The organism is Roseateles sp. Mitsp63 (genome assembly GCF_059491535.1).
The window spans coordinates 4,367,406-4,390,891 of sequence record NZ_CP168509.1 but is presented as its reverse complement, the minus strand read 5'-3'; the positions used below and the strand labels follow the sequence as shown (position 1 = coordinate 4,390,891).

Below are 23,486 nucleotides of genomic sequence, written 5' to 3'. Positions count from 1 at the left end.
GGCGCCGCCTGTCTCGCTCGTTGGTGTCGATCCATCGCCGGGCCGCGTCCGCGTGGCAGCGGCGCGTCATCCAGCGATGTTTGTAGAGAATATACATGTCTGGTGACCGGTTCACAACGCGGTCACATCCTGATTCGAAGCACTGAATCGCGTGAAATCAATGGGTTGCGATGGATTCCGGGATAACCCGATGTAGTGAAACTACAGAAAATTCTTCGGCTTGAGGGATACTTCGATGCATGACGACCACTTCCAACGACCTGGCCGCCGCCTTCCAGCAGGCGCTGCAACGCGAACTCCACCTCGCCGGCACGGCGTCCGGCCCGCAGGCGCTGATGCGCGCCGCGGCGACGGCCTGCCGGGAGTTGCTCGGCCAGCGCTGGGCTGACACGCAGGCGGCCGACGCCGCGCGCGGCGATCGGGCCGAGGTGCGCCGCGTGCACTACCTGTCGATGGAGTTCCTGATGGGCCGCGCGCTGGGCAACGCGCTCGCCGCGCTGAAGCTGGACGATACGCTGCGCGCCGCCTTCGAGGCCCGGGGCCAGTCCTTGCCCGACGTGCTGGAGCGCGAGAACGACGCGGCGCTCGGCAATGGCGGACTGGGACGGCTCGCGGCCTGCTTCCTGGATTCGTTCGCGGAGCTGGGCCTGCCGTCCTTCGGCTACGGGCTGCGCTATCAATACGGGATGTTCGCGCAGGACATCCGCGATGGCCGCCAGGTCGAGATCCCCGATGACTGGATGGCGCAGGGCAATCCGTGGGAGACCCTGCGGCCCGAGCTGCGCTACCCGGTCGGCTTCGGCGGCCATGTCGAGGTGAAGACCGACGGCTCGCGCCGCTGGTGGCCGGCCGAACACCTGGTCGCGCAGGCCTACGACTTCGTCGTGCCGGCGCATCACAGCGCGCGCGTCTCGACGCTGCGCCAATGGCACGCGCAGGCCGCGGCGCCGATCGACTTCGCCGCCTTCTGCCGCGGCGACCACCACGGCGCGGCCGCGCACCGCGTCGCGGCCGACGCGCTCAACTGGGTGCTCTATCCCGACGACAGCACCGAGGCTGGCCGCGTCCTGCGCCTGAAGCAGGAGTCCTTCCTGGTCAGCGCGTCGATGCAGGACCTGATCGCGCGCCACCTGCGCGAGTTCCCGTCGCTGGAGCGCCTGGGCCGCCTGAACGCGATCCATCTGAACGACACCCATCCCGCGCTGGCGCCGGCCGAGCTGATGCGCCTGCTGCTGGACGATCACGGCCTGGGCTGGGACGAGGCCTGGACCATCACCCGCGAGGCGGTTAGCTACACCAACCACACGCTGATGCCGGAGGCGCTCGAGACCTGGCCGGTGCGCCTGTTCGAGCAGCTGCTGCCGCGTCACCTCGAGATCGTCTACGAGATCAACCAGCGCTTCCTGGACGACGTGCGCCGCCGCTTCCCCGGCGACGTGGACCTGCTGCGCCGCGTCTCGCTGATCGACGAGGGCACCCATGGCGGCGAGCGCCGCGTGCGCATGGCCGCGCTGAGCATCGTGTGCTCGCACCGCGTCAACGGCGTCGCGGCGCTGCACTCCGAGCTGATGGTCAAGACCATCTTCGCGGACTACGCGCGCCTGTTCCCGGACCGCTTCCACAACGTCACCAACGGCGTGACGCCGCGCCGCTGGCTGCAGCAGGCCAATCCCGGACTGTCGGCGCTGCTGGATGCGCGCATCGGCACCGGCTGGCGCCAGCGCCTGGACGAGCTGGAGAAACTCCAGCCGCAGGCCGCGGACGTCGCGCTCGGCGAGCAGCTGCAGGCCGTCAAGCGCGAGAACAAGCAGCGCCTGGCCGCGCGCATCCAGCGCGAGCTGGGCGTGACGGTCAACGTCGACAGCCTCTTCGACGTCCAGATCAAGCGCATCCACGAGTACAAGCGCCAGCTGCTCAACCTGCTGCAGGTGATCGCGCGCTACCAGGCGATCGTCGCGAACCCGCAGGCCGACTGGGTGCCGCGCACGGTGATCATCGCGGGCAAGGCCGCGTCGGCCTACGTGGCGGCGAAGTCCGTCATCCAGCTGGCGCATGACATCGGCCGCGTGATCCATGGCGACCCGCGCGTGGGCGACCGGCTCAAGCTGGTGTTCCTGCCCAACTACGGCGTGTCGCTGGCCGAGACCATCATCCCGGCCGCCGACCTGTCGGAGCAGATCTCCACCGCGGGCACCGAGGCCTCGGGCACCGGCAACATGAAGTTCGCGCTCAACGGCGCGCTGACGATCGGCACCTGGGACGGCGCCAACATCGAGATGGCGCAGGCCTTCGGCGTGAAGAACATGTTCACCTTCGGCCTGAAGGCGGAGCAGGTGGCGTCGGTCAAGCGCACCGGCTACGCGCCGCGCCGCATGGTCGAGGACCAGCCCCGGCTGCACGCCGTCATCGACGCGATCGCGCGTGGCGACTTCTCGCAGGGCGACACCGAGCGCTACCGCGTGCTGGTGGACCGCCTGCTCAACGAGGACTACTACCTGCTGATGGCCGACTTCGGCGATTACCTGCGCGCGCAGGGCGAGGTGGACGCGCTGTTCCGCGACCGCCGGGCCTGGGCCGAGCGCGTGGCGCTGAACATCGCCGGCATGGGCATGTTCTCCTCGGACCGTACGATCGAGCAGTACGTCGACCGCGTCTGGTCGGCGAAGAGCCTGCGCTGACGTTCCGCCGGCGCCCGATCCCCGAGGTTCCGCCCATGCCGCTGCTGCCCGATGCCGAACTCGCGCTGCTCGCGCGCGGCGAGCACCTGCGCCCCTGGCTGTGGCTGGGCGCGCATCCGATGGCGCTGGATGGCGCGGACGGCGTGCGCTTCGCGGTGTGGGCGCCGTCGGCATCGCGGGTCGCGGTGGTCGGCGACTTCAACGGCTGGCAGGGCGCGGCGCATCCGATGCGCCGCCGCGACGAGCATGTCGCAGGGATCTGGGAAGTCTTCGTGCCCGGCGCGGCGCGCGGCCAGTTCTACAAGTACGAGATCACCGGCCCCGATGGCACGCTGCTGCCGCTGAAGGCTGATCCCTACGCGCTGCGTGGACAGCTGCGCCCGGACAACGCGAGCGTCGTCCATGAGCTGCCCGCGCCGCATCCGCTGCCGGCCGGCCGCGCCGCGCTGAACCGCCGCGACGCGCCTATCAGCATCTACGAGCTGCATGCGAGCTCGTGGCGCCGGGAGGAGGGTGGCGGTCCATTCCCCGATTGGGACTTCCTCGCCCGCGAGCTGCCGCCGTACGCGGCGGGGCTGGGCTTCACGCACGTGGAGCTGATGCCGGTCACCGAGTTCCCCTACGACGGCTCCTGGGGCTACCAGACGCTGGGCCTGCACGCGCCGACCGCGCGCCTGGGCGAGCCCGGCGGCCTGCACCGCTTCGTCCAGGCCTGCCACGCGGCGGGGCTGGGCGTGCTGCTGGACTTCGTGCCGGCGCATTTCCCCGAGGACCCGCATGGCCTGGCGCGCTTCGACGGCACGCCGCTCTACGAGTACGCCGATCCGCGCGAGGGCTGGCATCGCGACTGGCACACGCGCATCTACGACTTCGGCAAGCCGCAGGTGCGGCAGTTCCTGTGCGGCGCGGCGCTGTTCTGGGCCGAGCGCTACGGCATCGACGGCCTGCGCGTCGACGCGGTCGCCTCGATGCTGTATCGCGACTACTCGCGCCCCGACGGCGAATGGATCCCCAACATCCATGGCGGCAAGGAGAACCTGGAGGCGATCGCGCTGCTGCGCCAGCTCAACGAGCGGCTCGGCCGCGAGGCCCCGGGCGTGATCACGCTGGCCGAGGAGTCGACGGCCTTCCCGCTGGTGTCGGCGCCGGTCTCGGCGGGCGGTCTCGGCTTCCACTACAAATGGAACATGGGCTGGATGAACGACACGCTGCGCTATCAGCGCGAGCGGCCCATCCACCGCTCCTGGCACCACGAGGCGATGAGCTTCGGCCTGGTCTACGCGTTCAGCGAGAACTTCCTGCTGCCGCTGTCGCATGACGAGGTGGTGCACGGCAAGGGCTCGCTGCTGGGCAAGATGCCCGGCGAGGACGCCGATCCCACGGACTGGCAGCGCTTCGCCAACCTGCGCGCCTACTTCGGCTTCATGTGGGCGCATCCAGGCAAGAAGCTGCTGTTCATGGGACAGGAGTTCGCGCAGCGCGGTGAATGGAACTTCGAGCGCGCGCTGCCCTGGGAGCTGCTCGACGATCCGCGCCACGCGGGCGTGCAGCGGCTCGTCGGCGACCTGAACCGGCTTTATCGCGAGCAGCCGGCGCTGCATCGGCTCGACGGCGATCGCGACGGATTCGAATGGCTGGTCGAGGACGATCGCGCGCGCTCGGTCTTCGCCTGGGTGCGCCGCGGCGGCGCGGGCACCGAGCGCGCGAGCGTCGTCGCGGTCAGCAACTTCACGCCGGTGCCGCATGCCGGCTATCGGCTGCCGATGCCGCATGGCGGCGCCTGGCGCGAGGTCCTCAACACCGACGCGGCGATCTACGGTGGCAGCGGCGTCGCGAGCGGCGCGCACGATGCCGCCCATCGGGCCGTCGCGCCCGGCGGCGATCCCGCGATCACGCTGACCCTGCCGCCGCTGGCGACGATCTTCCTGATGCCGGCCTGAGCCGGTACCGCCGCCGATCTCCCATCGATCTCCCATCGATCCTCGAATGAGCGCTTCCTCCGCCTTCCCCGATTTCCTCCAGCCCGGCCGGCATGAGCCGCTGGGCGCGACCGTCCGCGACGGCGGCGTCAACTTCGCCGTGTTCTCGGAGCACGCGCATCGCATCGAGGTCTGTCTGTTCGACGAGCGCGGCACCACCGAGCTGAAGCGCTATGCGTTGCAGGGTCCGGTCGATGGCCTGTGGAGCGGCTTCCTGCCTGGCGTCCGGGCGGGGCAGCTCTACGGCCTGCGCGCGCATGGGCCGCACGCGCCGTGCGAAGGTCATCGCTTCAACGCGAACAAGCTGGTCCTGGACCCGTATGCGCGCGAGATCGTCGGCCAGTTCCGCAACCTGCCCGAGGACCACGGCTATCCCTTCGGCCATCCGGACGGCCCGGCCGCCTTCGACGAGCGCGACAACGGCGCGACCGCGCTGAAGGCGCGCGTGGCCGCGCCGCTGTCCGGCATCAGCCCGCGCGCGACCGCGCCGCGCCATGCGCCGCGCGACCTGGTGCTGTACGAGGTCCATGTGAAGGGCTTCTCGATGCGCCATCCGGAGATCCCGGAGGCGCTGCGCGGGAGCTATGCGGGCCTCGCGCATCCGGCCGCGATCGCGCATTTCAAGCGCCTGGGCGTGACGACGCTGTCGCTGCTGCCGGTGCAGTTCGCCGTCGACGAGCCGCATCTGTTCGGCACCGGCCTGCGCAACTACTGGGGCTACAACACGCTGGGCTTCTTCGCGCCCGATCCGAGGCTGGCCTCCGGCGCGGTGCGCCACGATCCCGCCGCGGTCGCCGCCGAGTTCCGCGCGATGGTCCATGCGCTGCACGAGGCCGGCCTCGAGGTCGTGCTCGACGTCGTCTACAACCACACGCCCGAGGGCAACGAATGGGGGCCGACGCTGTCGCTGCGCGGCCTGGACCAGAAGAGCTACTACCGCCTGCAGGCCGATGATCCGTCGCGGATGGAGAACCTCACCGCCTGCGGCAACACCGTCAACGTCGAGCATCCGCGCGTGGCGCAGCTGGTGCTGGACTCGCTGCGCTTCTGGGCCGGCGAGATGGGCGTCGACGGCTTCCGCTTCGATCTCGCGCCGGTGCTGGGCCGCACCGCGGCGGGCCACGATCCGCAGGCGGCGTTCTACACGGCGCTGCGCCAGGACCCGCTGCTGGCGCAGGTCCACCTGATCGCCGAGCCGTGGGATGCCGGCCCCGGCGGCTACCAGCTCGGCCGCTTCCCCGGCCGCTTCATGGAGTGGAACGACAGGTTCCGCGACGCGGCGCGAGGCTTCTGGCTCGGCCATGGCCCGGATGGCAAGGCCGTCGGGCGGGGCGAGTTCGCGCGCCGCTTCACCGCGTCGAGCGACGTGTTCCGCGCCGAGCCGCCGGTCAATGGAAGCGGGCAGCGCTCGCCGCTGGCGTCGATCAACTTCCTCGCGGTGCACGACGGCTACACGCTGAACGATCTGGTCAGCCACAGCCGCAAGCACAACGAGGCCAACGGCGAGGACAACCGCGACGGCCGCGATGGCGAGCTGTGCGGCAACTTCGGCGTGGAAGGCCGGACCGGCGATCCCGCCATCCGCCAGGCCCGTGAGCGCGCGCGCCGCGCGATGCTCGCGACGCTGCTGCTGTCGCAGGGCACGCCGATGCTGTATTCGGGCGACGAGTTCGGCAACAGCCAGGGCGGCAACAACAACGCCTACTGCCAGGACAACGAGATCGGCTGGCTCGACTGGCCGGACGCCGATGACGGGCTGATCGCCTTCACCGCCGGGCTCGCGCGGCTGCGCCGGGAGCACGCCTTGCTGCGCCACGCGCAGTGGTTCGGCGCGCCGTCGGACGGCCCGTCGCTGCGCTGGTTCCACCCCGACGGCCACGAGATGCGCGAGCACGACTGGCACGAAGGCGGCCGCCATGCGCTGGCCGCGCTGCTGAGCGACGGCCGCGAGCGCCTGCTGCTGATGGTCAACCCCGGCGCCGAGCCGGCACGCTTCGCGCTGCCGGCGGGCGAGGGCGCGCGCTGGTCGTTGCTGCTGGACAGCAGCGGCGAGCTGCAGCCGGCGCCACTGGATGCCGGCGCGATGAGCGCGCCGTCGCGCAGCCTGCTGCTGTGCATCGACCGCCGTGCCGAACACCCTGACCCCCCTGAACACCCTTGAGCGACCCACGACGATCCTGAGCGACACCATGACGATCGACCTTCACAAGCGCCAATCCGGCGTCCTGCTGCACATCACCTCGCTGCCCGGCCCGAACGGCATCGGCGACTTCGGCCCCGAGGCCTTCCACTTCGTCGACTGGCTGCAGTCGGCCGGCCAGTCGATCTGGCAATGGCTGCCCAGCACGCCGATCGGCCCCGGCGAGAGCCCCTATCAGGGCGTGTCGGCCTTCGCCGGCAGCCCGTGGATGGTGGCGCTGGAGCCGCTGGTGGAGAAGGGCTGGCTGGCCGCGCCGGCGCTGCCCGAGGGCGGCTTCGACACGCGCCGCGTCGACTACGGCCGCGTGCTGCCGTGGCGCGAGCAGCAACTGCGCGTGGCCGCGGCCGGCTTCTTCGCCAAGGCGCTGCCGCAGGAGCGCCAGGCCTACGAGGGCTGGTGCGCGTCGCAGCGCCACTGGCTGGACGACTACGCGCTGTTCATGGCGATCCGCTCGCCGCGCAACGGCCAGCCGTGGTGGGAATGGCCGCGCGACCTGGCCGCGCGCGAGCCGCGCGCGCTCGAGACCGCCCGGGCGCAGTACGCCGACGAGGTGTCGTTCTGGCAGTTCGTGCAGTGGTGCTTCGATGTCCAGGCCGGCGCGCTGAAGGCCTACGCCAACCAGCGCGGCGTGAACATCATGGGCGACCTGCCGATCTTCGTCGCGCACGACAGCGCCGACTGCTGGGCCCGTCCCGACCTGTACGAGCTGGACGAGCACTTCCAGACCACGGTCGTCGCCGGCGTGCCGCCGGACGCGCTGTCGGCCACCGGCCAGCGCTGGGGCAACCCGATGTATCGCTGGGACAGGATGGCGCACGAGCACTTCGCGTGGTGGACCGCGCGCGTGCAGCGCATGCTGAGTTCGGCCGACGTGTTCCGCATCGACCACTTCCGCGGCTTCGCGGCCTACTACGAGATCCCCGGCGACAGCCCCGACGCGACCCGCGGCATCTGGAAGACGGGCCCCGGCAAGGCGCTGTTCGACGCGATCGCCAAGTCGCTGGGCGAGCTGCCGATCGTGGCCGAGGACCTGGGCTTCATCACGCCCGACGTGCACGAGCTGCGCGACGCGCTGAACTATCCGGGCATGAAGATCCTGCAGTTCGGTTTCGGCGGCGACGGCGGCCACGAGTTCCTGCCGCACAACTGGCCGCGCGCCGCGGTCGCCTACACCGGCACGCACGACAACGACACGGTGCGCGGCTGGTGGAACCAGGCCAGCGCCCATGAGCGCGCCTTCGCCGGCTCGTATCTCGCCTGCGGCGACCACGACATCCACTGGGCCATGATCCGCGCCTGCGCCAATTCGGTGGCCAACGTGGCGGTGTATCCGCTGCAGGACGTGCTGGGCCTGGGCTCGGAGCACCGGATGAACATCCCCGGCATCCTCGGCGGCAACTGGGAATGGCGCTTCACCTGGGACATGGTCGGCCCCGAGCCGGGCCGCGTGCTGGGCCTGATCGCCGCCACCAGCGGGAGAGCCCCTATTGCCCTGGCGAAGCTCCCGGAGTGAAATGATCTGAAACCGCTTTCATAGGGGTAAGCGAGGGCGGCGATCGTGGGGCAAGGCGCCCACAATCGAAATCCGGGGTAGACAACGCTGTCAGCGATCGGCGGACGCCGTGGCGTTCCGCCGGCGGAGGCGGCGCGCGCGAGGAGCCGCCGATGAGCACGACCGAGATCTTCCTGATCGCGATGGCGATCATCTTCACCGTCCCCTATCTGGTGTGGCGGCTGGGCGGCACCGACTACGCGGCCCCGCTCGTGGTCGTGCAGATCATCACCGGCATCCTGCTGGGCCCGGGCGTGCTCGGCCGCGCCTTTCCGGACTATCACCAGTTCGTCTTCAATCCCGCCGTCGTGCAGTCGCTCAACGGCGTGGCGTGGTGGGCGGTGATGCTCTTCGTCTGGATCGCGGGCATCGAACTGGACCTGAAGAAGGCCTGGGTCCATCGCGTCGAGAGCGGCATCACCGCCGGCCTGGCGCTGGGCGTGCCGATGGTGCTGGGCTCGGCGGCCGCGCTGGTGCTGATGGGGATGGGCACCCAGTGGATGGGCGCGCGGGGCCAGGCCTGGCAGTTCGTCGTCGGCGTGGGCATGTCGTGCGCGGTGACGGCGCTGCCGATCCTGATCCTGCTGATGGAGAAGCTGGAGATCCTGCGCCAGCCGATCGGCCAGCGCATCCTGCGCTACGCCAGCCTGGACGACATCGCCATCTGGGGCGTGCTGGCGGTGATCCTGATGGACTGGTCGCGGGTGGGGAAGCAGGCGCTGTTCCTGGCGGCATTCGCGGCGGCGACGGTGCTGTTCCGCCGCCTGATGCGCGCGATCCCGGCGCGCGACCGCTGGTACGTGGGGCTGATCTGGCTGGCCGTGTGCGCGCTCGGCGCGGACTGGTCGGGCCTGCACTACATGGTCGGCGCGTTCCTGGCCGGCGTCGTGATGGATGCCGAGTGGTTCGACCAGGCGCAGATGGATGCGCTGCGGCATCACGTGCTGCTGGTGGTCATGCCGGTCTTCTTCCTCAGCACCGGGCTGCGGACGCAATGGGGACTGGAAGGCGGGACGGTGTTCCTGGCGGCCGGCCTGCTGCTGGCGGCGTCTGTCGGCGGCAAGCTGCTCGGCACCCGGATCGCGGGCCGGGTCCTGGGCTGGGCCCCGGGCGAGGCCGGCATCATCGGCTGGCTGTTGCAGACCAAGGCGCTGATCATGATCATCTTCGCCAACGTGCTGCTCGACAAACAGATCATCACGAGCGAGACCTTCACCGCGCTGCTGCTGATGGCCGTCGGCTCGACGATGCTGACCATCCCGGTGGTCGCGCCGCGGCTGGCGCGGATCAAGGAACTGGTGTTCCGGGCCAGTTGAGGGAGGCGGCGCCGCCGCGCGGGGCGAAGTGGAACCCGGCAGCCTGGCGGACCGCGCGAAGGCCAGGCGCGCAGGCTCAGCGGGCGAACGCCGCCGCGTGCGCCATCACCGGCACCTGGGCCATCAATGCCACCGGCGCCACGATCGCGGCCTGAGCCGCCGCGCTGACCACGACGGCCGCCGTGGCCGACCAGGGCAGCCCGACGCGCGCCTCCGACAGCAGCCGGCCTGGCGCCTCGAGGGCGTTGGGGACGATGCTCAGGAACTCGTCGGCGCGGGCGAGCTCGATCTCCTGCTCGGACATGCCGGCGAACACATGGGCGAAGCCGCGCTCGATCGCGTCCAGCGCGGCCTCGGTCGCACGGCGCCAGCGCTTCACGGCCGCCACGTCGGCGCGGGCGGCCGACTCCGGCACCGGCCAGCGCGGATCGCCGCCGGTCACCGCCTGCGCCGCATGGAAGGCATCCACGACGCCGGCCGGTCCGCCCAGCCGGGCGTCCAGCACCTGGCTGGCGATCACGCGCGCGAGGTCGCGCTGGTGATAGGGGACCATGACTCTCTCGAGGATGACTTCATAGCGGCGCATGACGGTGTTCCTTGGTGGCGGGCTGCTCAATGGGAGGAAGGAGAATACTGGATGGACATACAGTATTCAACCAAGACCCTGGGGGGAGAAGCCGGCGTGCTGCCAAGCACTGTCAGCATGAACAACGCCCCCGCCGGTCATCCGGACAGGGGCGTCGTGGACGGCTTCGGGCAGCGGCGGCCTCGACCGCCCCGCCCGCGTCCGTCAGCCGCTCACTTCAGGCCGTTGCCCATCGCCTTGGCCAGCGAGCCGGTCGGGTCGTCGCCCGAGAACTCCCAGAAGAACGCGCCGCCGAAGCCCTTGGACTTCACGTAGCTCATCTTCTCGGCGACCTGGGCCGGCGTGTCGAAGCTCCAGAAGGTCGTGCCGTTGTAGATCCACTGCGCGCGGCTCTGGCTGTCGACGTAGCTGGTGTAGCCGGTCAGGTTCTTCAGGACCTTGTAGTCCTCGTTGCCCGCCTCGTAGGTGCCCGGCGCCGCCGTGCCGGTCTGGTACAGCCCGTTGTTGGCATTGGGCACGTTGGTCCAGCCGCGGCCGTAGAAGCCGATGCCGACGTTCAGCTTGGAGGCCGGCACGCCCTTGTTCAGGAAGGCCTGCATCGCATCGTTCGTGTTGTACGAGCGGACATCCCCGGTCGACGGATCGGCCGTCGAGCTGTACAGCGCCGAGTGGAACCCGGTGATCGGATCCCAGCTGCCGTGGAAGTCGTAGGTCATCACGTTGATGAAGCTGAGGTACGGATGGAACTTGTCCGGATCGAACTGCCGGATCTTGTCCACGCCCGCCGGCGCCGCGATCGTCAGCAGCAGGCCCGGGCGCACCGCGTCGAGCTGCTTGCGGAACTCCGCCATCAGCCCGGTGAAGTTCTCCCGGTCCTCCGGCGCGCCGCAGGCCAGGCCGCAGGCGTTGGGGTACTCCCAGTCGATGTCGATGCCGTCGAACACGCCGGCCGCCGCGCCCGCGCCGCCCGCGTTGTCGGTCACCGGCAGGTTGCCCTTGATGTAGGCGTCGACGCAGCTCTGCACGAAGGCCGCGCGGTTCTCCGGCCGCGCCGCGCTCGAGAAGCCGCGCGACCAGGTCCAGCCGCCCAGCGAGATCAGCACCTTCAGCTTCGGATACTTGGCCTTGAGCTTCTTGAGCTGGTTCCAGCTGCCGCGCAGCGGCTGGTCCCAGGTGTCGGCCTTGCCGTCCACGCTCTGGTCGGCGCCATAGGCCTTGCTGTAGTCGGCGAACGCGTCGCCGCCCACCCCCGTGTTGGGGTCGCTGGGCACCGTCAGGCCGACTTCGCAGCGGTTGTTGCGCACGTTGCCGAAGGCGTAGTTGATGTGCGTGAGGTTGGCCGCCGAGCCGCTGGTGTCGATGTTCTTCACGTGGTAGTTGCGGCCGTAGATGCCCCACTGCGCGAAGTAGCCCAGCAGCACCTTGCCGCCCGCGGTCTGCGTGTCGGTCTTGACCGTGATCGGCGCCGACGGCTGCGACGCGCCCGCCTGGTTGAACGCGCTGACCGTGAAGGTGTAGCTGGTGTCGGGCGTCAGGTTGGCGACGCTGGCGCTGGTGGCCGCGCCCTGCGAGACCTGCGTCGCGCCCTGGTTGACGCGGTACTGCACCGTGCAGTTCGGGCCCGCCGCGACCGCGTTCCAGGCCAGGTTGACGCTGGTCGAGGACTTGGACGGCGAGGTGAGGCCCGAGGGCGTCGCCGGCGCGGCGGCGCAGTTGCCGCTGGCGGTGCTGGTCAGCAGCGCGGCGCTGGCGGCCGAGACGTTGCCCGCCTTGTCCTTGGCGCGCACCTGGTAGCTGTACGAGGTGCCCGCGCTCAGCCCGCTGTCGGTGTAGCTGGTGGCGGCCGGCGAGGCGATCAGCGCGCCCCCGCGCAGCAGCTCGTAGTTGGCCACGCCGCTGCCGGCGTCGGTCGATGCGGCCCAGCTCAGCGTGATGCTGCTGGTGGTGATGTTGCTGGAGCTCAGGCCAGACGGGACGCTCGGGGGCGTCGTGTCGCCGCCGCCGGTGTCGCAGGCGCCGAGCGGCTTCCACACATCCCATTGGCCCGAGTGCGTGGCCGGCGCTTCGTTCTGGGTCCACCACTTCGCCTGGTAGGCGGCGTTGTTCTGCTTGGCGTAGCTGTTGGAGGTGCCGGTGTAGACCGCCGAGGCGGACCACTCGGGCACGTTGGTGCAGTCATAGGCGTGGGCGCTGCCGGCAGCCATCGCGGCGGCCAGCGCGATCCCGCTGAGCCGGGCCAGTCGGTTCGTCATGTCGAGCTCCTGAAAAGGAAGTTGGGGGGTGGGTGGGGAGGTCCTGGAAATCATTGGCGCGCCTTGGCCGCGGCCTTCATGGCCGGGGCGGCCGGGGCGGAGGCGGGCACCGCGCCGCGGCGCGCCTCCTGCGCCAGCGCGTGGCTGCGGCCGTTGAAGCTCACGGTCCAGTTGCTGGGCATGGGCATAGGCAGGTAGTAGTTGAGGGTCACCGTCACGCTGGCGCCGGGGGCCAGGCTTTGCCAGCCGGGCAGCTTGAAGCTGGCGCGGTGGAAGTCGTTCTTCAGGCCGCCGACGTTGTTGCCCGCCGGGTTGGAGCCGTTGCTGATCACCGTCAGCCCGAAGCCGCTCTGGTCCGTGACCGTCGCCGGGATGGCGGTGGGGACGTCGAACTGGAACTCGGTGCCGCCCGGCAGCGTGACGCCGCTGTTGTTGGTCAGCGTGAGCTTGGGCGTGATCGGGTAGTTGCTGTCGCCCAGCGCGAAGCCGCTCAGCGCGAAGCCGATGTCCAGCGTCTCGGCGGGCAGGCTGGCCGGGGTGAGGCGGTTGCCGTAGGCGCTCGCGGTCTTGAGCTTGTTGTAGAGCAGGCTCGTCAGCGTGTTGCCGATGAAGTACTCGTTGCGGGCGGTGTTGAAGGCGTAGTCGCCGGCGAACTCCCAGAACATCACGCCGCCGATGCCGCGGTCCGCGACGTACTGCGCCTTGACGCCCAGCGACTGCTCGTCCTCGATGCTCAGGAAGACCTGCTTCTGCGCGTTCCACAGCCACGGCGCCACCAGCGTCGCGTCGTAGTTGCGGACATAGCTGCCGGTCAGGCGGTCGGCCGGGTTGTTGACTGGATCCAGGCCGTAGGCGGCCAGGTAGCTGCCCGCGCGGCCCGAGGCCAGGTTCATCGTGTGCCACAGCGGGTTGGAGCCGGCGGGCACCTCCTTGCTGGCGACGTCCAGGTCATGCCAGAGGTTGTCGATGCCGACGGCGCCGTTGCCGCACTTCTGCACGGCGGCGCCGCCGGTGCCGGCCGGGCACTTGCCCTGGTCGGGCAGCGCGGCCTGGCCGCCCAGGCCGTTCGCGCCGCCGGTGACGCCCTGCCAGCCGCGCGTGTAGTACGGCACGCCGATGTTGATGCGGCCCGCCGGCATCGCGCCGCGGAAGTAGTGGTAGGCCCAGTCGGTGTTGAGGTAGCCGATGCGGCCGTACTGGCTGCTCGAGTAGTAGTTCCAGGCCGTCAGCTCCGCGTCCTTGCCGTCGTCGTACAGCGCCGCGTTCGGGCCGACGAACTGGTTCCAGGCGCCGTGCAGGTCGTAGCTCATGATGTTCACGTAGTCCAGGTACTGGGTCACCTGGAAGGCCTCCATCCCGCGCAGCAGGTAGCCGGAGGAGGGCGCCGCGATCGTGAGCAGGTAGTGGCGCTGGTCGGCCTGGCCGGCCGCGTCCAGCTTCGCGCGCAGCGTGCGCATCAGCACCACGTAGTTCTTCATCAGCGCGGCGCGGCGCGCGTTGCTGATGGCGAAGTCCACCGGGTTGCCGGCGTCCTTCATGCTGGTGGGGTACTCGTAGTCGATGTCGACGCCGTCGAAGCCGTACTGCCGCAGGAAGGCCACCGCCGAGTCCGCGAAGGTGGCGATGCCGGCGGTGTTGGCCGAGCCGTCGGCGTTGGTCGTCATCGTGTAGAAGCCGGTGGTCTCGGCCCAGCCTCCGACCGAGATCAGCGTCTTGACGCCCGGGTACTGCTTCTTGAACTTGTTGAGCAGGTTGAAGTGGCCCTGGTAGGCGTAGGCCGGGTCCATCTCGGCGCCCGCGGTGCCGGGCCAGGTCAGGCCGGTGGCGGGGTTGGCGGCGTCGGCGGTGTTGCCGACGGAGATCCTGTTGGCCGCATCGACATGCGCGAAGGCGTAGTTGATGTGCGTGACCTGCGCCCAGGGGATCTGGTGCGCGAGGAAGGCGGGCTGCCCGGTCTTGCCGGTGCGCCAGCTGGTGAAGTAGCCGATGATGCGGCGCGGCTTGTCGGCGCCCATCTTCTCGCGGCCCTGGTCGTCGTAGACCTTGCAGTAGGCGGGCGCGGTGCCGGCGGTGGTCACCAGGCCCTCGGGGCGGCAGCGCTCGTCGCCGGTGACCTGGCCCTGCACGGTGATGCGCACGGCGCTGCTCTCGGTGGTGGCGCCCTTGTCGTCGGTGGCGCGGGCGGTGATGTCGGCCACGCCGGCCCGCGCGGTCCAGTTCACGCTGAAGGGGGCGCTGGTGTCCTCGGCCACCAGCGCGCCGTTGACGTAGAAGCCGACCTTGGCGACGCTGCCGTCGCTGTCCGCGGCGGTGGCCGACAGCGTGACCACGTCGCCCGCCGTCGGCGAGCTGCCCGCGCCGGGCGAGCTCAGCGCCACCGTCGGCGGCTTGTTCGTGCCGCCGCCCCCGCCGTCACAGGCGCCCAGCGGCTTCCACACATCCCACTGGCCGGCGTTGGTGGCCGGCGCATTGTTCTGCGTCCACCACTTGGCCTGGTAGGCATTGCCGTTCTGCTTGACGATCGCGTTGCCGCCGTAGGCGGTCGCGGCGTTCCATTCGGCGACGTTCGTGCAGTCGTAGGCCGAGGCCGGCGCGCCGGCGAAGGCCAGCATCGCCGGCAGCAGCCACGGCAGGGCCGGATGGGGAAGGGGGCGAAGTCTCATCGGGGTCTCCTGAGCAGGTGTTGTCGTGGTTGTCGTGGTTGTCGTTATCGGATCGGGGACTGCGGGATGAGCGCCGCCGCGCCGTGCGGCTGCGGATGCAGCGCGGCGGGGACGGTCGTGCTCGGGAAGAAAAAGCGCCGGCGGTCAACCGGCGAAGCGGGCGGCCAGCCGGAGCCGGCCGCCAGGGCCGGCGCTCAGGCCGGCCACTCGGGGGCAGCGGGGGAGGGAATGGGCGCGGCGGGCGCGCTCAGGCGCTCGGCGGCGCGGTCAGCGGTGCGGGCAACGGCGTGTGCAGGCATGGAGTCACTCCTTGCAGTCGACAGGCGGTCCGCGGTGATGCAAGTCCGCGGCGTCCAGGAGATCGGTACCGCTGCTGATCTCATAGTGGTATGCAATGTAGATACCACTCGCACACTCATCATTCAGGTTAACCCTTGGATAAGGGGTAACGTGTCGTAATGATGTCGCTAAAGCCGTGTTATGGCGTCAATTTCCGTCAGAAGAACGAAAAGACGGCGCTTCCACGTCGCTTTGCAGGAAAAACCAATGTGGGACCAGTTATTGCCCTGGCGGGCGCGGGATCTCAGCGCCCGACGCGCTGCCACTGCCCCTCCCGGAGCAGTTCATGCGGCAGGAAGCGGGCCTTGTAGGCCATCTTGTCGCTCTGCGCGATCCAGTAGCCGAGGTACAGGTGCGGCAGCCCCAGGTCGCGGGTCTGCCGCAGCTGCCACAGCACGTTGTAGGTGCCGTAGCTGACGTTGGCCTCGGGCTCGTAGAAGGTGTAGACCGCCGACAGCCCGTCGCCCAGGATGTCGAGGATGGACACCATCTTCAGCGCCCCCTCCGGGGTGCGGAACTCCACCAGCCGCGAGTTGACGCGGCTCTGCAGCAGGAACTGGGTGTACTGGTCGACGCTGTCGTGATCCATGCCGCCGCCGCTGTGGCGGCCGGCCTGGTAGCGCAGGTAGAGCTGGTAGTGCTCGTCGCTGTAGCCCAGCCGCATGACGCGCGCCTGCAGCGACTGGTGCTGCGCCCAGGCACGGCGCTGGCTGCGGTTGGGGTGAAACTCCGCGACCGGGATGCGCATCGGCACGCAGGCCTTGCAGCCATCGCAGTAGGGCCGGTACGTGAACATGCCGCTGCGGCGGAACCCGGCCGCCACCAGGCTGGTGTAGGCGTCGGCATGGATCAGGTGGCTGGGGGTGGCGACCTGCGAGCGGGCCTGGCGGTCGCTCAGGTAGCTGCAGGGATAGGGCGCGGTCGCATAGAACTGCAGCTCGGCCAGCGGGAGTTCCTTGGGATGCGTCACGGCGTTACGGCGTCACGGGGCAGGGCGAGGGGCGGGGCTGTCGTGCAGGCCCAGGTGGGCCCATAGGCGCGGATGATAGGTCCAATCCCCCGGCGCCTGCAGGCCCGCATGCGCCCAGAGATGGGACTCGAAGGCCTCGCGCGTGACGGGTGCCGCGCCCAGCGAGGCCAGGTGCGCGGTCTGCTGCTGGCAGTCGATCCAGGGGATGCCGAATTCGCGGCACAGGCAGATCAGCGCGGCCAGCGCGATCTTGGACGCGTCGGTCCTGCGCATGAACATCGACTCGCCGAAGAACATTCGGCCCAGGTTGACGCCATACAGCCCGCCGGCGAGCTCGCCGTCCATCCAGGTCTCGACCGAGTGCACCGTGCCTTCCTCGGCCAGGCGCAGGTAGGCCAGCTGCATCTCCGGCACGATCCAGGTGCCGTCCTGCCCGTCGCGCGGCGTGCTGGCGCAGGCGCGCAGCACGGTCTCGGTGGCGCTGTCGACGCGGATCTCGCAGCCGGGCGTGCGGATGAAGCGCGCGATCGTCTTGCGCAGTGAGCGCGACAGCTTGAAGTCCGCCGTCTTCAGCACCATGCGCGGATCGGTGGTCCACCAGAGGATGGGCTGGCCTTCCCCATACCAGGGGAAGATCCCCCGCGCGTAGGCCGCCTTCAGGCGGGCCGGCCGCAGATCGCCGCCGGCCGCGAGCAACCCCGGCGCGTCGCTGCGCGGACCGAGGGCGCGGCGCGTCGGGGGGAAGTCCAGAGAGTCATCGTCGAGCCAGGGGATCATCCGCTTCATGGTAGCGTGCCGGCTTCTTTCATCGGCTCCCTCGAAGCCCTGCGTTCCCATGATCACCCTCTACGGCATTCCCAACTGCGACACCGTGAAGCGCGCCCGCGCCTGGCTCGACGAGCAGGGCCTCGCGTACCAGTTCCACGACTACAAGAAGCAGGGCGTGCCCGCGGCGAAGCTGCCGCATTGGATGGATGAACTCGGCTGGGACAAGGTGCTGAACCGCGCCGGCACCACCTGGCGCAAGCTGGACGACGCGGCCAAGGCCGGCGCCTCGGACGCGGCCGGCGCCGCCGCGCTGATGGTGGCGCAGCCCAGCGTCATCAAGCGCCCGATCGTCGAATGGGCCGACGGCCGGCTGAGCCTGGGCTTCTCGCCCGAGCTGTTCGCCGCGCATGCCGCCCAAGCCGCCCACGCCGCCGCGCGCTGACCCGAGGAGCCCCCGCATGTTCACCGGCATCGTCCAAGGGATCGCGCAGGTCGCGGAGATCACCGACAAGGAAGGGCTGCGCAGCTTCACGCTGAGCTTCCCGCCCGGCTTCTGCCAGGACCTGGAGATCGGCGCGAGCGTCGCCTGCGACGGCGTCTGCCTGACCGTCACCGCCCTGAAGGGGGACACCCAGGCGGACTTCGACGTGATGCTGCAGAGCCTGAACCTGACCACGCTGGGCCGGCTCGAGCGCGGCGGCCGTCTCAACGTCGAACGCGCGGCCAAGGATGGCGCGGAGATCGGCGGCCATCCGCTGTCGGGCCATGTCGACTTCATGGCGACGGTCGAGTCCATCCGCCGTCCGGCCAACAACCACGTGATCCGCATCGCGGTGCCGGCGCCGTGGATGCGCTACATCTTCGCCAAGGGCTACATCGCGGTGAACGGCGCCAGCCTGACGGTGGCCGAGGCCGGCCGCCATGCCGACGGCTCGGGCTGGTTCGAGGTCTGGCTGATCCCCGAGACGCTGCGGATGACGACCTTCGCCGACAAGGGCGAGGGCGCCCCGCTGCACATCGAGATCGAGCGCCAGACGCAGGTGATGGTGGACACCGTCCGCGACGCGGTGGCCGAGAAGATCGGCGCGCTGATGCCCGCCTTGAAGGCCTTCGCGCGGGAGCGCGGCCTGGACCTGGGACTGGACTGAGCGGCCACCGAGGCACAACCCGCATAGGTGATCCCCCGGCATTTCCCATCCCTACAACACTGGGTGACCTAAGTCACCAGGCTGGCGATCCTCGCCCGCCGCCGGGTTCGATCCCGGCCCCTCCAGGCCCCGGCGCGAGCGCCCCCGCACGCGGCCGGTGCCAGGATTTGCCCTCTGCCATCGAGGCACGCCCCGCCGGCCGCCAGGCCGCGCCACGCCTGGCCGTCGCGGGGTCAGGGCTTGCGGCGGCGTTCGCCAGACCGCCCTCGCGTGCGAGTGGCGGAGCAGGAACCTCAGCCAGGCGCCGTTTCGCCATCCCGCCGTCTGGGGGGGCGTGGAATCCACCACGATGGGGGCCTCGCTTTTTCAGGTCGGGCCCCTAACAATCCGCGACGTTTCGTTGAAATCGTTTGGTTTCGAGACACGCTTCGAGACAACAGGGGGAGAAGACGAATGTTGGCCAAAGGCCTGATGGCTGCCGGATTGATTGCCGCGTCGATCGCCGCGATCGCGCAGGTGCCCTATGTGTTCAGCTACAACCCGGGTCCGACCCGGGGCACCAAATGGATGGCCAAGGCGTCCGATGGCGACACCGAGGGTTCGGCCTCGGTGGTCGCGTCGGCGCCGCGCCCGGTATGGGCCCGTGTCTGCTACACGATCGGCCCGTCGGACAGCGCCGTGTCCGTCTATGCGCAGACCCGCAACGAGGAGCCGCGCGCGCTGGAGATCGCCTGGGGCGGTTGCAGCGATGTGTTCGGCACCAGCATCTGGATCGGCAATCCGCACGGCCAGCCGGTCGGCGGCTATTACGGCGTCGCGCCCGCCACGCCGATCGATTGACCCCTGTTCCCGAAGTCCCGGCCGGCCGGGCCCGCACGGGCCGCGTCCGTTGCCGCCGACGTGTTTGCAGTCCTGAGATATCGCTAGAAAAATTGGAGGATCCCATGCTTGCCACCCCCCGCTTCACCCCTGTTTCCGGCCTCGCGCTGAAGTCCGCCCTGCTGCTGTCGCCGCTGCTGCTGGCCGGCTGCATGGCCACCGCGCCCACGATGGGCGACAACAAGGGCACGGTGTCCGGCGCCGCCGGCGGCGCGACGGCCGAGAACCAGAACAGCCAGCTCGAGCATTGCGACGAGACGCTGGGCACGCTGACGATCTTCGAGGACACGAACGCGCCGTGGTGGTCGCAGCTGCGCGACCGCCAGCTGGGCTCGACGGTGCCCGTCCTGCGCCTGATGGTCCAGCAGTCCAACTGCTTCGTGATCGTCGAGCGCGGCAAGGCCTTCGCCAACATGGAGCGTGAGCGCGCGCTGATGCAATCCGGTGAAGTGCGCGCCGGCAGCAACTTCGGCCAGGGCCAGATGGTCGCGGCCGACTACACGATGAGCCCCGAGATCCAGTTCGCCGGCAAGACCGGCGGCGGTGGCGGCGGCATCGGCACCGGCGCGATCGGCCTGCTGACCGCGGTGGCGGCCAACATCAGCCAGAACGAGGCGTCGACGACGCTGCTGCTGGTGGACAACCGTTCGGGCGTGCAGATCTCGGCGGCCGAAGGCACGGCCAAGAACTTCGACTTCGGCATCGGCGGCGCCAGCTTCTTCAGCAACACCGCGGTGGCGGGCGGCGCGTACGGCAAGACGCCGGCCGGCAAGGTGATCGTGACCGCCTTCGCGGACTCGTACAACCAGATGGTCAAGGCGCTGCGCAACTACAAGGCCCAGCAGGTCAAGGGCGGCCTGGGCACCGGCGGACGGCTGGGCGTGCAGGGCGGCTCGACCGCCGCGTCCAAGGAGCTGGACCAGGCCGCGCCGGCCGGCACGCCGAAGGCGGCGCCGAAGCCGGCCGCCAAGTCGGCGCCGAAGAAGAGCAACAGCACCTCGGGCACCGGCACGAAGTGATGGGCGCCTGACCGCCGCCGAGGCGGTCATCGCGGTCATCGCTTGCATCGGAACGAACAACGGGCGCTGGCGAAAGCCAGCGCCCGTTGTTCTTGGCGGCGCGCTTCCTGGCGGTGCGCCCGGAGGCGCCCGGCCCTCAGGCCGCGATCAGCTGCCGCAGCACGTAGGGCAGGATGCCGCCGTGGCGGTAGTACTCGACCTCGATCGGCGTGTCGATGCGCAGGATCAGCGGCACGCGGCGCTCGGGGCTGCCGGCGGACCGGATGATCAGCGTCGCGGCGGACTGCGGCTTGATCTCGTCGCCGAGTTCGATGTCGATGATCTCGTCGCCCTTCAGCCCCAGCGACTCCCAGGAATCGCCCGGACGGAACTGCAGCGGCAGCACGCCCATGCCGACCAGGTTGGAGCGGTGGATGCGCTCGAAGCTCTTGGCGACGACCGCCTTGATGCCCAGCAGCTGCGTGCCCTTGGCCGCCCAGTCGCGGCTGGAGCCGGTGCCGTATTCCTCGCCGGCGAAGATCACCGTCGGCACGCCGGCGGCGATGTAGCGCATCGCGGCGTCGTAGATGAACTCCTTCTGGCCGCCCGGCTGGAACAGTGTCAGGCCGCCTTCCTCGCGCGAGCCGTCCGGCTTGGCGGGGATCATCAGATTCTTGATGCGGACGTTGGCGAAGGTGCCGCGCATCATGACTTCATGGTTGCCGCGGCGCGAGCCATAGCTGTTGAAGTCGGCCTTGAGCACGCCTTGCTCCTTCAGGTAGGCGCCCGCGGGCGAGGCCTCCTTGATCGAGCCGGCCGGCGAGATGTGGTCGGTGGTGATCGAGTCGCCGAACAGCGCCATGATCCGCGCGCCCTTGACGCCGGCTTCGTGCGCCTCCGGCACCTGCGTGAAGCCGCCGAAGAACGGCGGCTGCGCGATGTAGGTGCTCTTGGGCCAGCCGTAGACCTGGCCGGTGCCGCCCTTGATCTTCTCCCACAGCTTGCCGGGCTCCGACTTCACCTTGCCGTAGTTGACGCGGAAGGCGTCCGGATTGAGCGCCAGCTTCAGCAGCGCGTGGATCTCGTCGCTGGTCGGCCAGATGTCGCCCAGATAGACCGGCTTGCCGCCGGTGCCCAGGCCGACCGGCTCGGTCATCAGGTCGCGCGTCACGTTGCCGGCGATCGCGTAGGCCACCACCAGCGGCGGGCTGGCCAGGAAGTTGGCCTTGATGTTGGGGTGGATCCGGGCCTCGAAGTTGCGGTTGCCCGACAGCACCGCGGCGCAGACCAGGTCGTTGCTGGTGATGGCCTCGTTGATCTCGGGCGTCAGGTCGCCGGCGTTGCCGATGCAGGTCGTGCAGCCGTAGGCGGCGACGGCGAAGCCCAGCTTCTCCAGATAGGGGAGCAGGCCGGCCTTCTCCAGATACTCGGTGACGATGCGCGAGCCCGGCGCCAGCGAGGTCTTGATGTGCGGCTGGACCTTCAGCCCGGCCTCGACCGCCTTCTTGGCCAGCAGGCCGGCGGCCAGCAGCACGCTGGGGTTGGAGGTGTTGGTGCAGGAGGTGATCGCCGCGATCAGCACGTCGCCGTTGAAGATCTCCAGGCCCTTCTGGTTGCCGCCGAGCGCGAAGGCCTTGGGCAGCTTGTCCACCGGCTGGTTGAAGCCGTTCTCCGCCACCGGCTTGGTGAACAGCGAGGCGAAGGTCTTGGCCAGGTCGGTGATGACGATGCGGTCCTGCGGCCGCTTCGGGCCGGCCAGCGACGGCACGACGCTGCCCAGGTCCAGCGACACGACCTGGCTGTAGCGGATGTCGCCGGTCTTGGGCACGCCGAACAGGCCTTGGGCGCGGAAGTAGGCCTCGAAGGCCTCGATCTCGTCCTGCGTGCGGCCGGTGCCCTGGAAGTAGTCGATGGTGCGCTCGTCCACCGGGAAGAAGCCCATGGTGGCGCCGTACTCGGGCGCCATGTTGCCGATCGTGGCGCGGTCGGGCACGGACAGCGAGGCCGTGCCCTCGCCGAAGAACTCGACGAACTTGCCCACCACCTTGGCCTTGCGCAGGATCTCGGTGACGGTGAGCACCAGGTCGGTGGCGGTGACGCCCTCGCGCAGGCGGCCGGTCAGCTCGAAGCCGACCACGTCCGGCGTCAGGAAGTAGACCGGCTGGCCGAGCATGCCGGCCTCGGCCTCGATGCCGCCGACGCCCCAGCCGACCACGCCGATGCCGTTGATCATCGTCGTGTGGCTGTCGGTGCCGACCAGCGTGTCCGGGTAGTACACCGCGGCGGCGCCGGAGCCGGCCTTGTGGACGCCGCGGGCCAGGTATTCCAGGTTGACCTGGTGGACGATGCCGAAGCCGGGCGGGACGACGCCGAAGGTGTCGAAGGCCTGCATGCCCCACTTCATGAATTCATAGCGCTCGCGGTTGCGCTCGAACTCCAGCTTCATGTTCAGGTCCAGCGCCTTGGGGGTGCCGAAGTGGTCGATCATGACCGAGTGGTCGACGACCAGGTCGACCGGCACCAGCGGCTCGATCGTCTTGGGGTCCTTGCCCTGGGCCTGGGCGACGTTGCGCATCGCGGCCAGGTCGGCCAGCAGCGGCACGCCGGTGAAGTCCTGCAGCACCACGCGGGCGACGACGAAGGGGATCTCCTCGTTGCGCGGCGCGTTGGGCTGCCAGTTGGCGAGCTGCTCGACGTGCTCGGCGGTCACCCGCTTGCCGTCGCAGTTGCGCAGCACCGACTCCAGCACCAGCCGGATCGACACCGGCAGCTGCTTCACATTGGGGAAACGCTCGGCAAGCTTGGGCAGCGAGTAGTACTTGCCGCCCTTGCCGGACGCGGTCTTGAAGCTGGCGATGGTGTTGGCGAATGCATCGGGCATGGCTCACTCCTTGGCTTTTGATCTTGGCGTTCTGGCCGTCGATGGGGGCTGATTGTGGCCTCGGCGGCCGATGTTGTGATGACCCCTTTGGGCGAGGGTGTGCGAGGGCGCAACGGCCCTCGCCGGCAGGGGGCGGGAACGCCGTTTGCAGCAATGCCCCCAATCGGGGCGGGGCGAGGACGGTTGGCTAAAAATGGCCCAGGACTTCCAGGCCGCCAGCGGCGGGGCGCGCAAGAACTGACCCCCCGGCCGCTTCCGACCAAGCTTCTTTCGTGTT

The 23,486-nt window shown here is 69.8% G+C and carries 15 protein-coding genes; 9 read left to right on the top strand and 6 right to left on the bottom strand.

Annotated elements, in window-relative coordinates; all coding sequences use genetic code 11:
• The first annotated feature begins 239 nt into the window (after positions 1 to 239).
• From ACEN96_RS19015 to ACEN96_RS18995, 5 genes are all read left to right on the top strand, one after another.
• On the top strand, positions 240 to 2,678 hold the full coding sequence (locus tag ACEN96_RS19015; protein ID WP_495584635.1) for a glycogen/starch/alpha-glucan phosphorylase: 2,439 nt from the start codon (positions 240 to 242) through the stop codon (positions 2,676 to 2,678).
• Positions 2,679 to 2,713: 35 nt separating this feature from the next.
• Complete coding sequence (glgB, locus tag ACEN96_RS19010; protein WP_495584634.1) at positions 2,714 to 4,618, top strand: 1,4-alpha-glucan branching protein GlgB; 1,905 nt, start codon at positions 2,714 to 2,716, stop codon at positions 4,616 to 4,618.
• Positions 4,619 to 4,664: 46 nt separating this feature from the next.
• Positions 4,665 to 6,818, top strand: coding sequence for a glycogen debranching protein GlgX (gene glgX, locus ACEN96_RS19005; protein ID WP_495584633.1), 2,154 nt, complete (start codon positions 4,665 to 4,667; stop codon positions 6,816 to 6,818).
• 28 nt (positions 6,819 to 6,846) lie between these two features.
• Positions 6,847 to 8,370 carry a 4-alpha-glucanotransferase gene (gene malQ / locus ACEN96_RS19000; RefSeq protein ID WP_495584632.1) on the top strand — a complete coding sequence of 508 codons (1,524 nt, stop codon included), beginning with the start codon at positions 6,847 to 6,849 and terminating at the stop codon, positions 8,368 to 8,370.
• A gap of 152 nt (positions 8,371 to 8,522) precedes the next feature.
• Positions 8,523 to 9,725: a cation:proton antiporter gene (locus tag ACEN96_RS18995; RefSeq protein ID WP_495584631.1), complete on the top strand. Its 1,203-nt coding sequence runs from the start codon at positions 8,523 to 8,525 to the stop codon at positions 9,723 to 9,725.
• Positions 9,726 to 9,801: 76 nt separating this feature from the next.
• On the opposite strand, the gene ACEN96_RS18990 is transcribed toward ACEN96_RS18995, so the two are convergent.
• The 5 genes from ACEN96_RS18990 to aat all read right to left on the bottom strand — a co-directional run bounded on the left by ACEN96_RS18990 (position 9,802) and on the right by aat (position 17,321).
• Positions 9,802 to 10,311, bottom strand: a complete 510-nt coding sequence (locus tag ACEN96_RS18990) for a hypothetical protein (protein ID WP_495584630.1) — start codon at positions 10,309 to 10,311, stop codon at positions 9,802 to 9,804.
• 212 nt (positions 10,312 to 10,523) lie between these two features.
• A complete protein-coding gene (locus ACEN96_RS18985) occupies positions 10,524 to 12,563 on the bottom strand; it encodes a glycosyl hydrolase family 18 protein (RefSeq protein ID WP_495584629.1) in 2,040 nt (679 codons plus the stop codon).
• A 50-nt stretch (positions 12,564 to 12,613) separates the two neighbouring features.
• The gene (locus ACEN96_RS18980; RefSeq protein WP_495584628.1) at positions 12,614 to 15,226 is read right to left on the bottom strand and encodes a chitinase C-terminal domain-containing protein; all 2,613 of its coding nucleotides are present in this window, start codon (positions 15,224 to 15,226) and stop codon (positions 12,614 to 12,616) included.
• A gap of 583 nt (positions 15,227 to 15,809) precedes the next feature.
• Positions 15,810 to 16,535 (bottom strand): arginyltransferase, encoded by a 726-nt coding sequence (locus tag ACEN96_RS18975; protein WP_495584627.1) that lies wholly within the window; start codon positions 16,533 to 16,535, stop codon positions 15,810 to 15,812.
• Between the two features lie 12 nt (positions 16,536 to 16,547).
• Complete coding sequence (gene aat, locus ACEN96_RS18970) at positions 16,548 to 17,321, bottom strand: leucyl/phenylalanyl-tRNA--protein transferase (protein WP_495584626.1); 774 nt, start codon at positions 17,319 to 17,321, stop codon at positions 16,548 to 16,550.
• 49 nt (positions 17,322 to 17,370) lie between these two features.
• Between aat and ACEN96_RS18965 the strand changes: the two genes are divergently transcribed.
• The 4 genes from ACEN96_RS18965 (at position 17,371) to ACEN96_RS18950 (ending at position 20,349) form a co-directional block, all read left to right on the top strand.
• Complete coding sequence (locus ACEN96_RS18965) at positions 17,371 to 17,745, top strand: ArsC family reductase (RefSeq protein WP_495584625.1); 375 nt, start codon at positions 17,371 to 17,373, stop codon at positions 17,743 to 17,745.
• Between the two features lie 16 nt (positions 17,746 to 17,761).
• A complete protein-coding gene (locus tag ACEN96_RS18960) occupies positions 17,762 to 18,451 on the top strand; it encodes a riboflavin synthase subunit alpha (protein WP_495584624.1) in 690 nt (229 codons plus the stop codon).
• Between the two features lie 453 nt (positions 18,452 to 18,904).
• Positions 18,905 to 19,291: a hypothetical protein gene (locus tag ACEN96_RS18955; RefSeq protein ID WP_495584623.1), complete on the top strand. Its 387-nt coding sequence runs from the start codon at positions 18,905 to 18,907 to the stop codon at positions 19,289 to 19,291.
• A 104-nt stretch (positions 19,292 to 19,395) separates the two neighbouring features.
• On the top strand, positions 19,396 to 20,349 hold the full coding sequence (locus ACEN96_RS18950; RefSeq protein ID WP_495584622.1) for a CsgG/HfaB family protein: 954 nt from the start codon (positions 19,396 to 19,398) through the stop codon (positions 20,347 to 20,349).
• 136 nt (positions 20,350 to 20,485) lie between these two features.
• Here the strand turns inward: ACEN96_RS18950 and acnA are convergent, their stop codons facing one another.
• A complete protein-coding gene (gene acnA, locus ACEN96_RS18945; RefSeq protein ID WP_495584621.1) occupies positions 20,486 to 23,209 on the bottom strand; it encodes an aconitate hydratase AcnA in 2,724 nt (907 codons plus the stop codon).
• Between the last annotated feature and the right edge of the window lie 277 nt (positions 23,210 to 23,486).

Bases quoted from the DNA above. Each gene is read 5' to 3' on its own strand.
- malQ (WP_495584632.1), top strand. From the start codon at position 6,847: ATGACGATCGACCTTCACAAGCGCCAATCCGGCGTCCTGCTGCACATC.
- ACEN96_RS18990 (WP_495584630.1), bottom strand. From the start codon at position 10,311: ATGCGCCGCTATGAAGTCATCCTCGAGAGAGTCATGGTCCCCTATCAC.
- ACEN96_RS18965 (WP_495584625.1), top strand. From the start codon at position 17,371: ATGATCACCCTCTACGGCATTCCCAACTGCGACACCGTGAAGCGCGCC.
- ACEN96_RS18995 (WP_495584631.1), top strand. From the start codon at position 8,523: ATGAGCACGACCGAGATCTTCCTGATCGCGATGGCGATCATCTTCACC.
- ACEN96_RS18985 (WP_495584629.1), bottom strand. From the start codon at position 12,563: ATGACGAACCGACTGGCCCGGCTCAGCGGGATCGCGCTGGCCGCCGCG.
- ACEN96_RS18950 (WP_495584622.1), top strand. From the start codon at position 19,396: ATGCTTGCCACCCCCCGCTTCACCCCTGTTTCCGGCCTCGCGCTGAAG.
- glgB (WP_495584634.1), top strand. From the start codon at position 2,714: ATGCCGCTGCTGCCCGATGCCGAACTCGCGCTGCTCGCGCGCGGCGAG.
- aat (WP_495584626.1), bottom strand. From the start codon at position 17,321: ATGAAGCGGATGATCCCCTGGCTCGACGATGACTCTCTGGACTTCCCC.
- acnA (WP_495584621.1), bottom strand. From the start codon at position 23,209: ATGCCCGATGCATTCGCCAACACCATCGCCAGCTTCAAGACCGCGTCC.
- ACEN96_RS18980 (WP_495584628.1), bottom strand. From the start codon at position 15,226: ATGAGACTTCGCCCCCTTCCCCATCCGGCCCTGCCGTGGCTGCTGCCG.
- ACEN96_RS18960 (WP_495584624.1), top strand. From the start codon at position 17,762: ATGTTCACCGGCATCGTCCAAGGGATCGCGCAGGTCGCGGAGATCACC.
- ACEN96_RS18955 (WP_495584623.1), top strand. From the start codon at position 18,905: ATGTTGGCCAAAGGCCTGATGGCTGCCGGATTGATTGCCGCGTCGATC.
- glgX (WP_495584633.1), top strand. From the start codon at position 4,665: ATGAGCGCTTCCTCCGCCTTCCCCGATTTCCTCCAGCCCGGCCGGCAT.
- ACEN96_RS19015 (WP_495584635.1), top strand. From the start codon at position 240: ATGACGACCACTTCCAACGACCTGGCCGCCGCCTTCCAGCAGGCGCTG.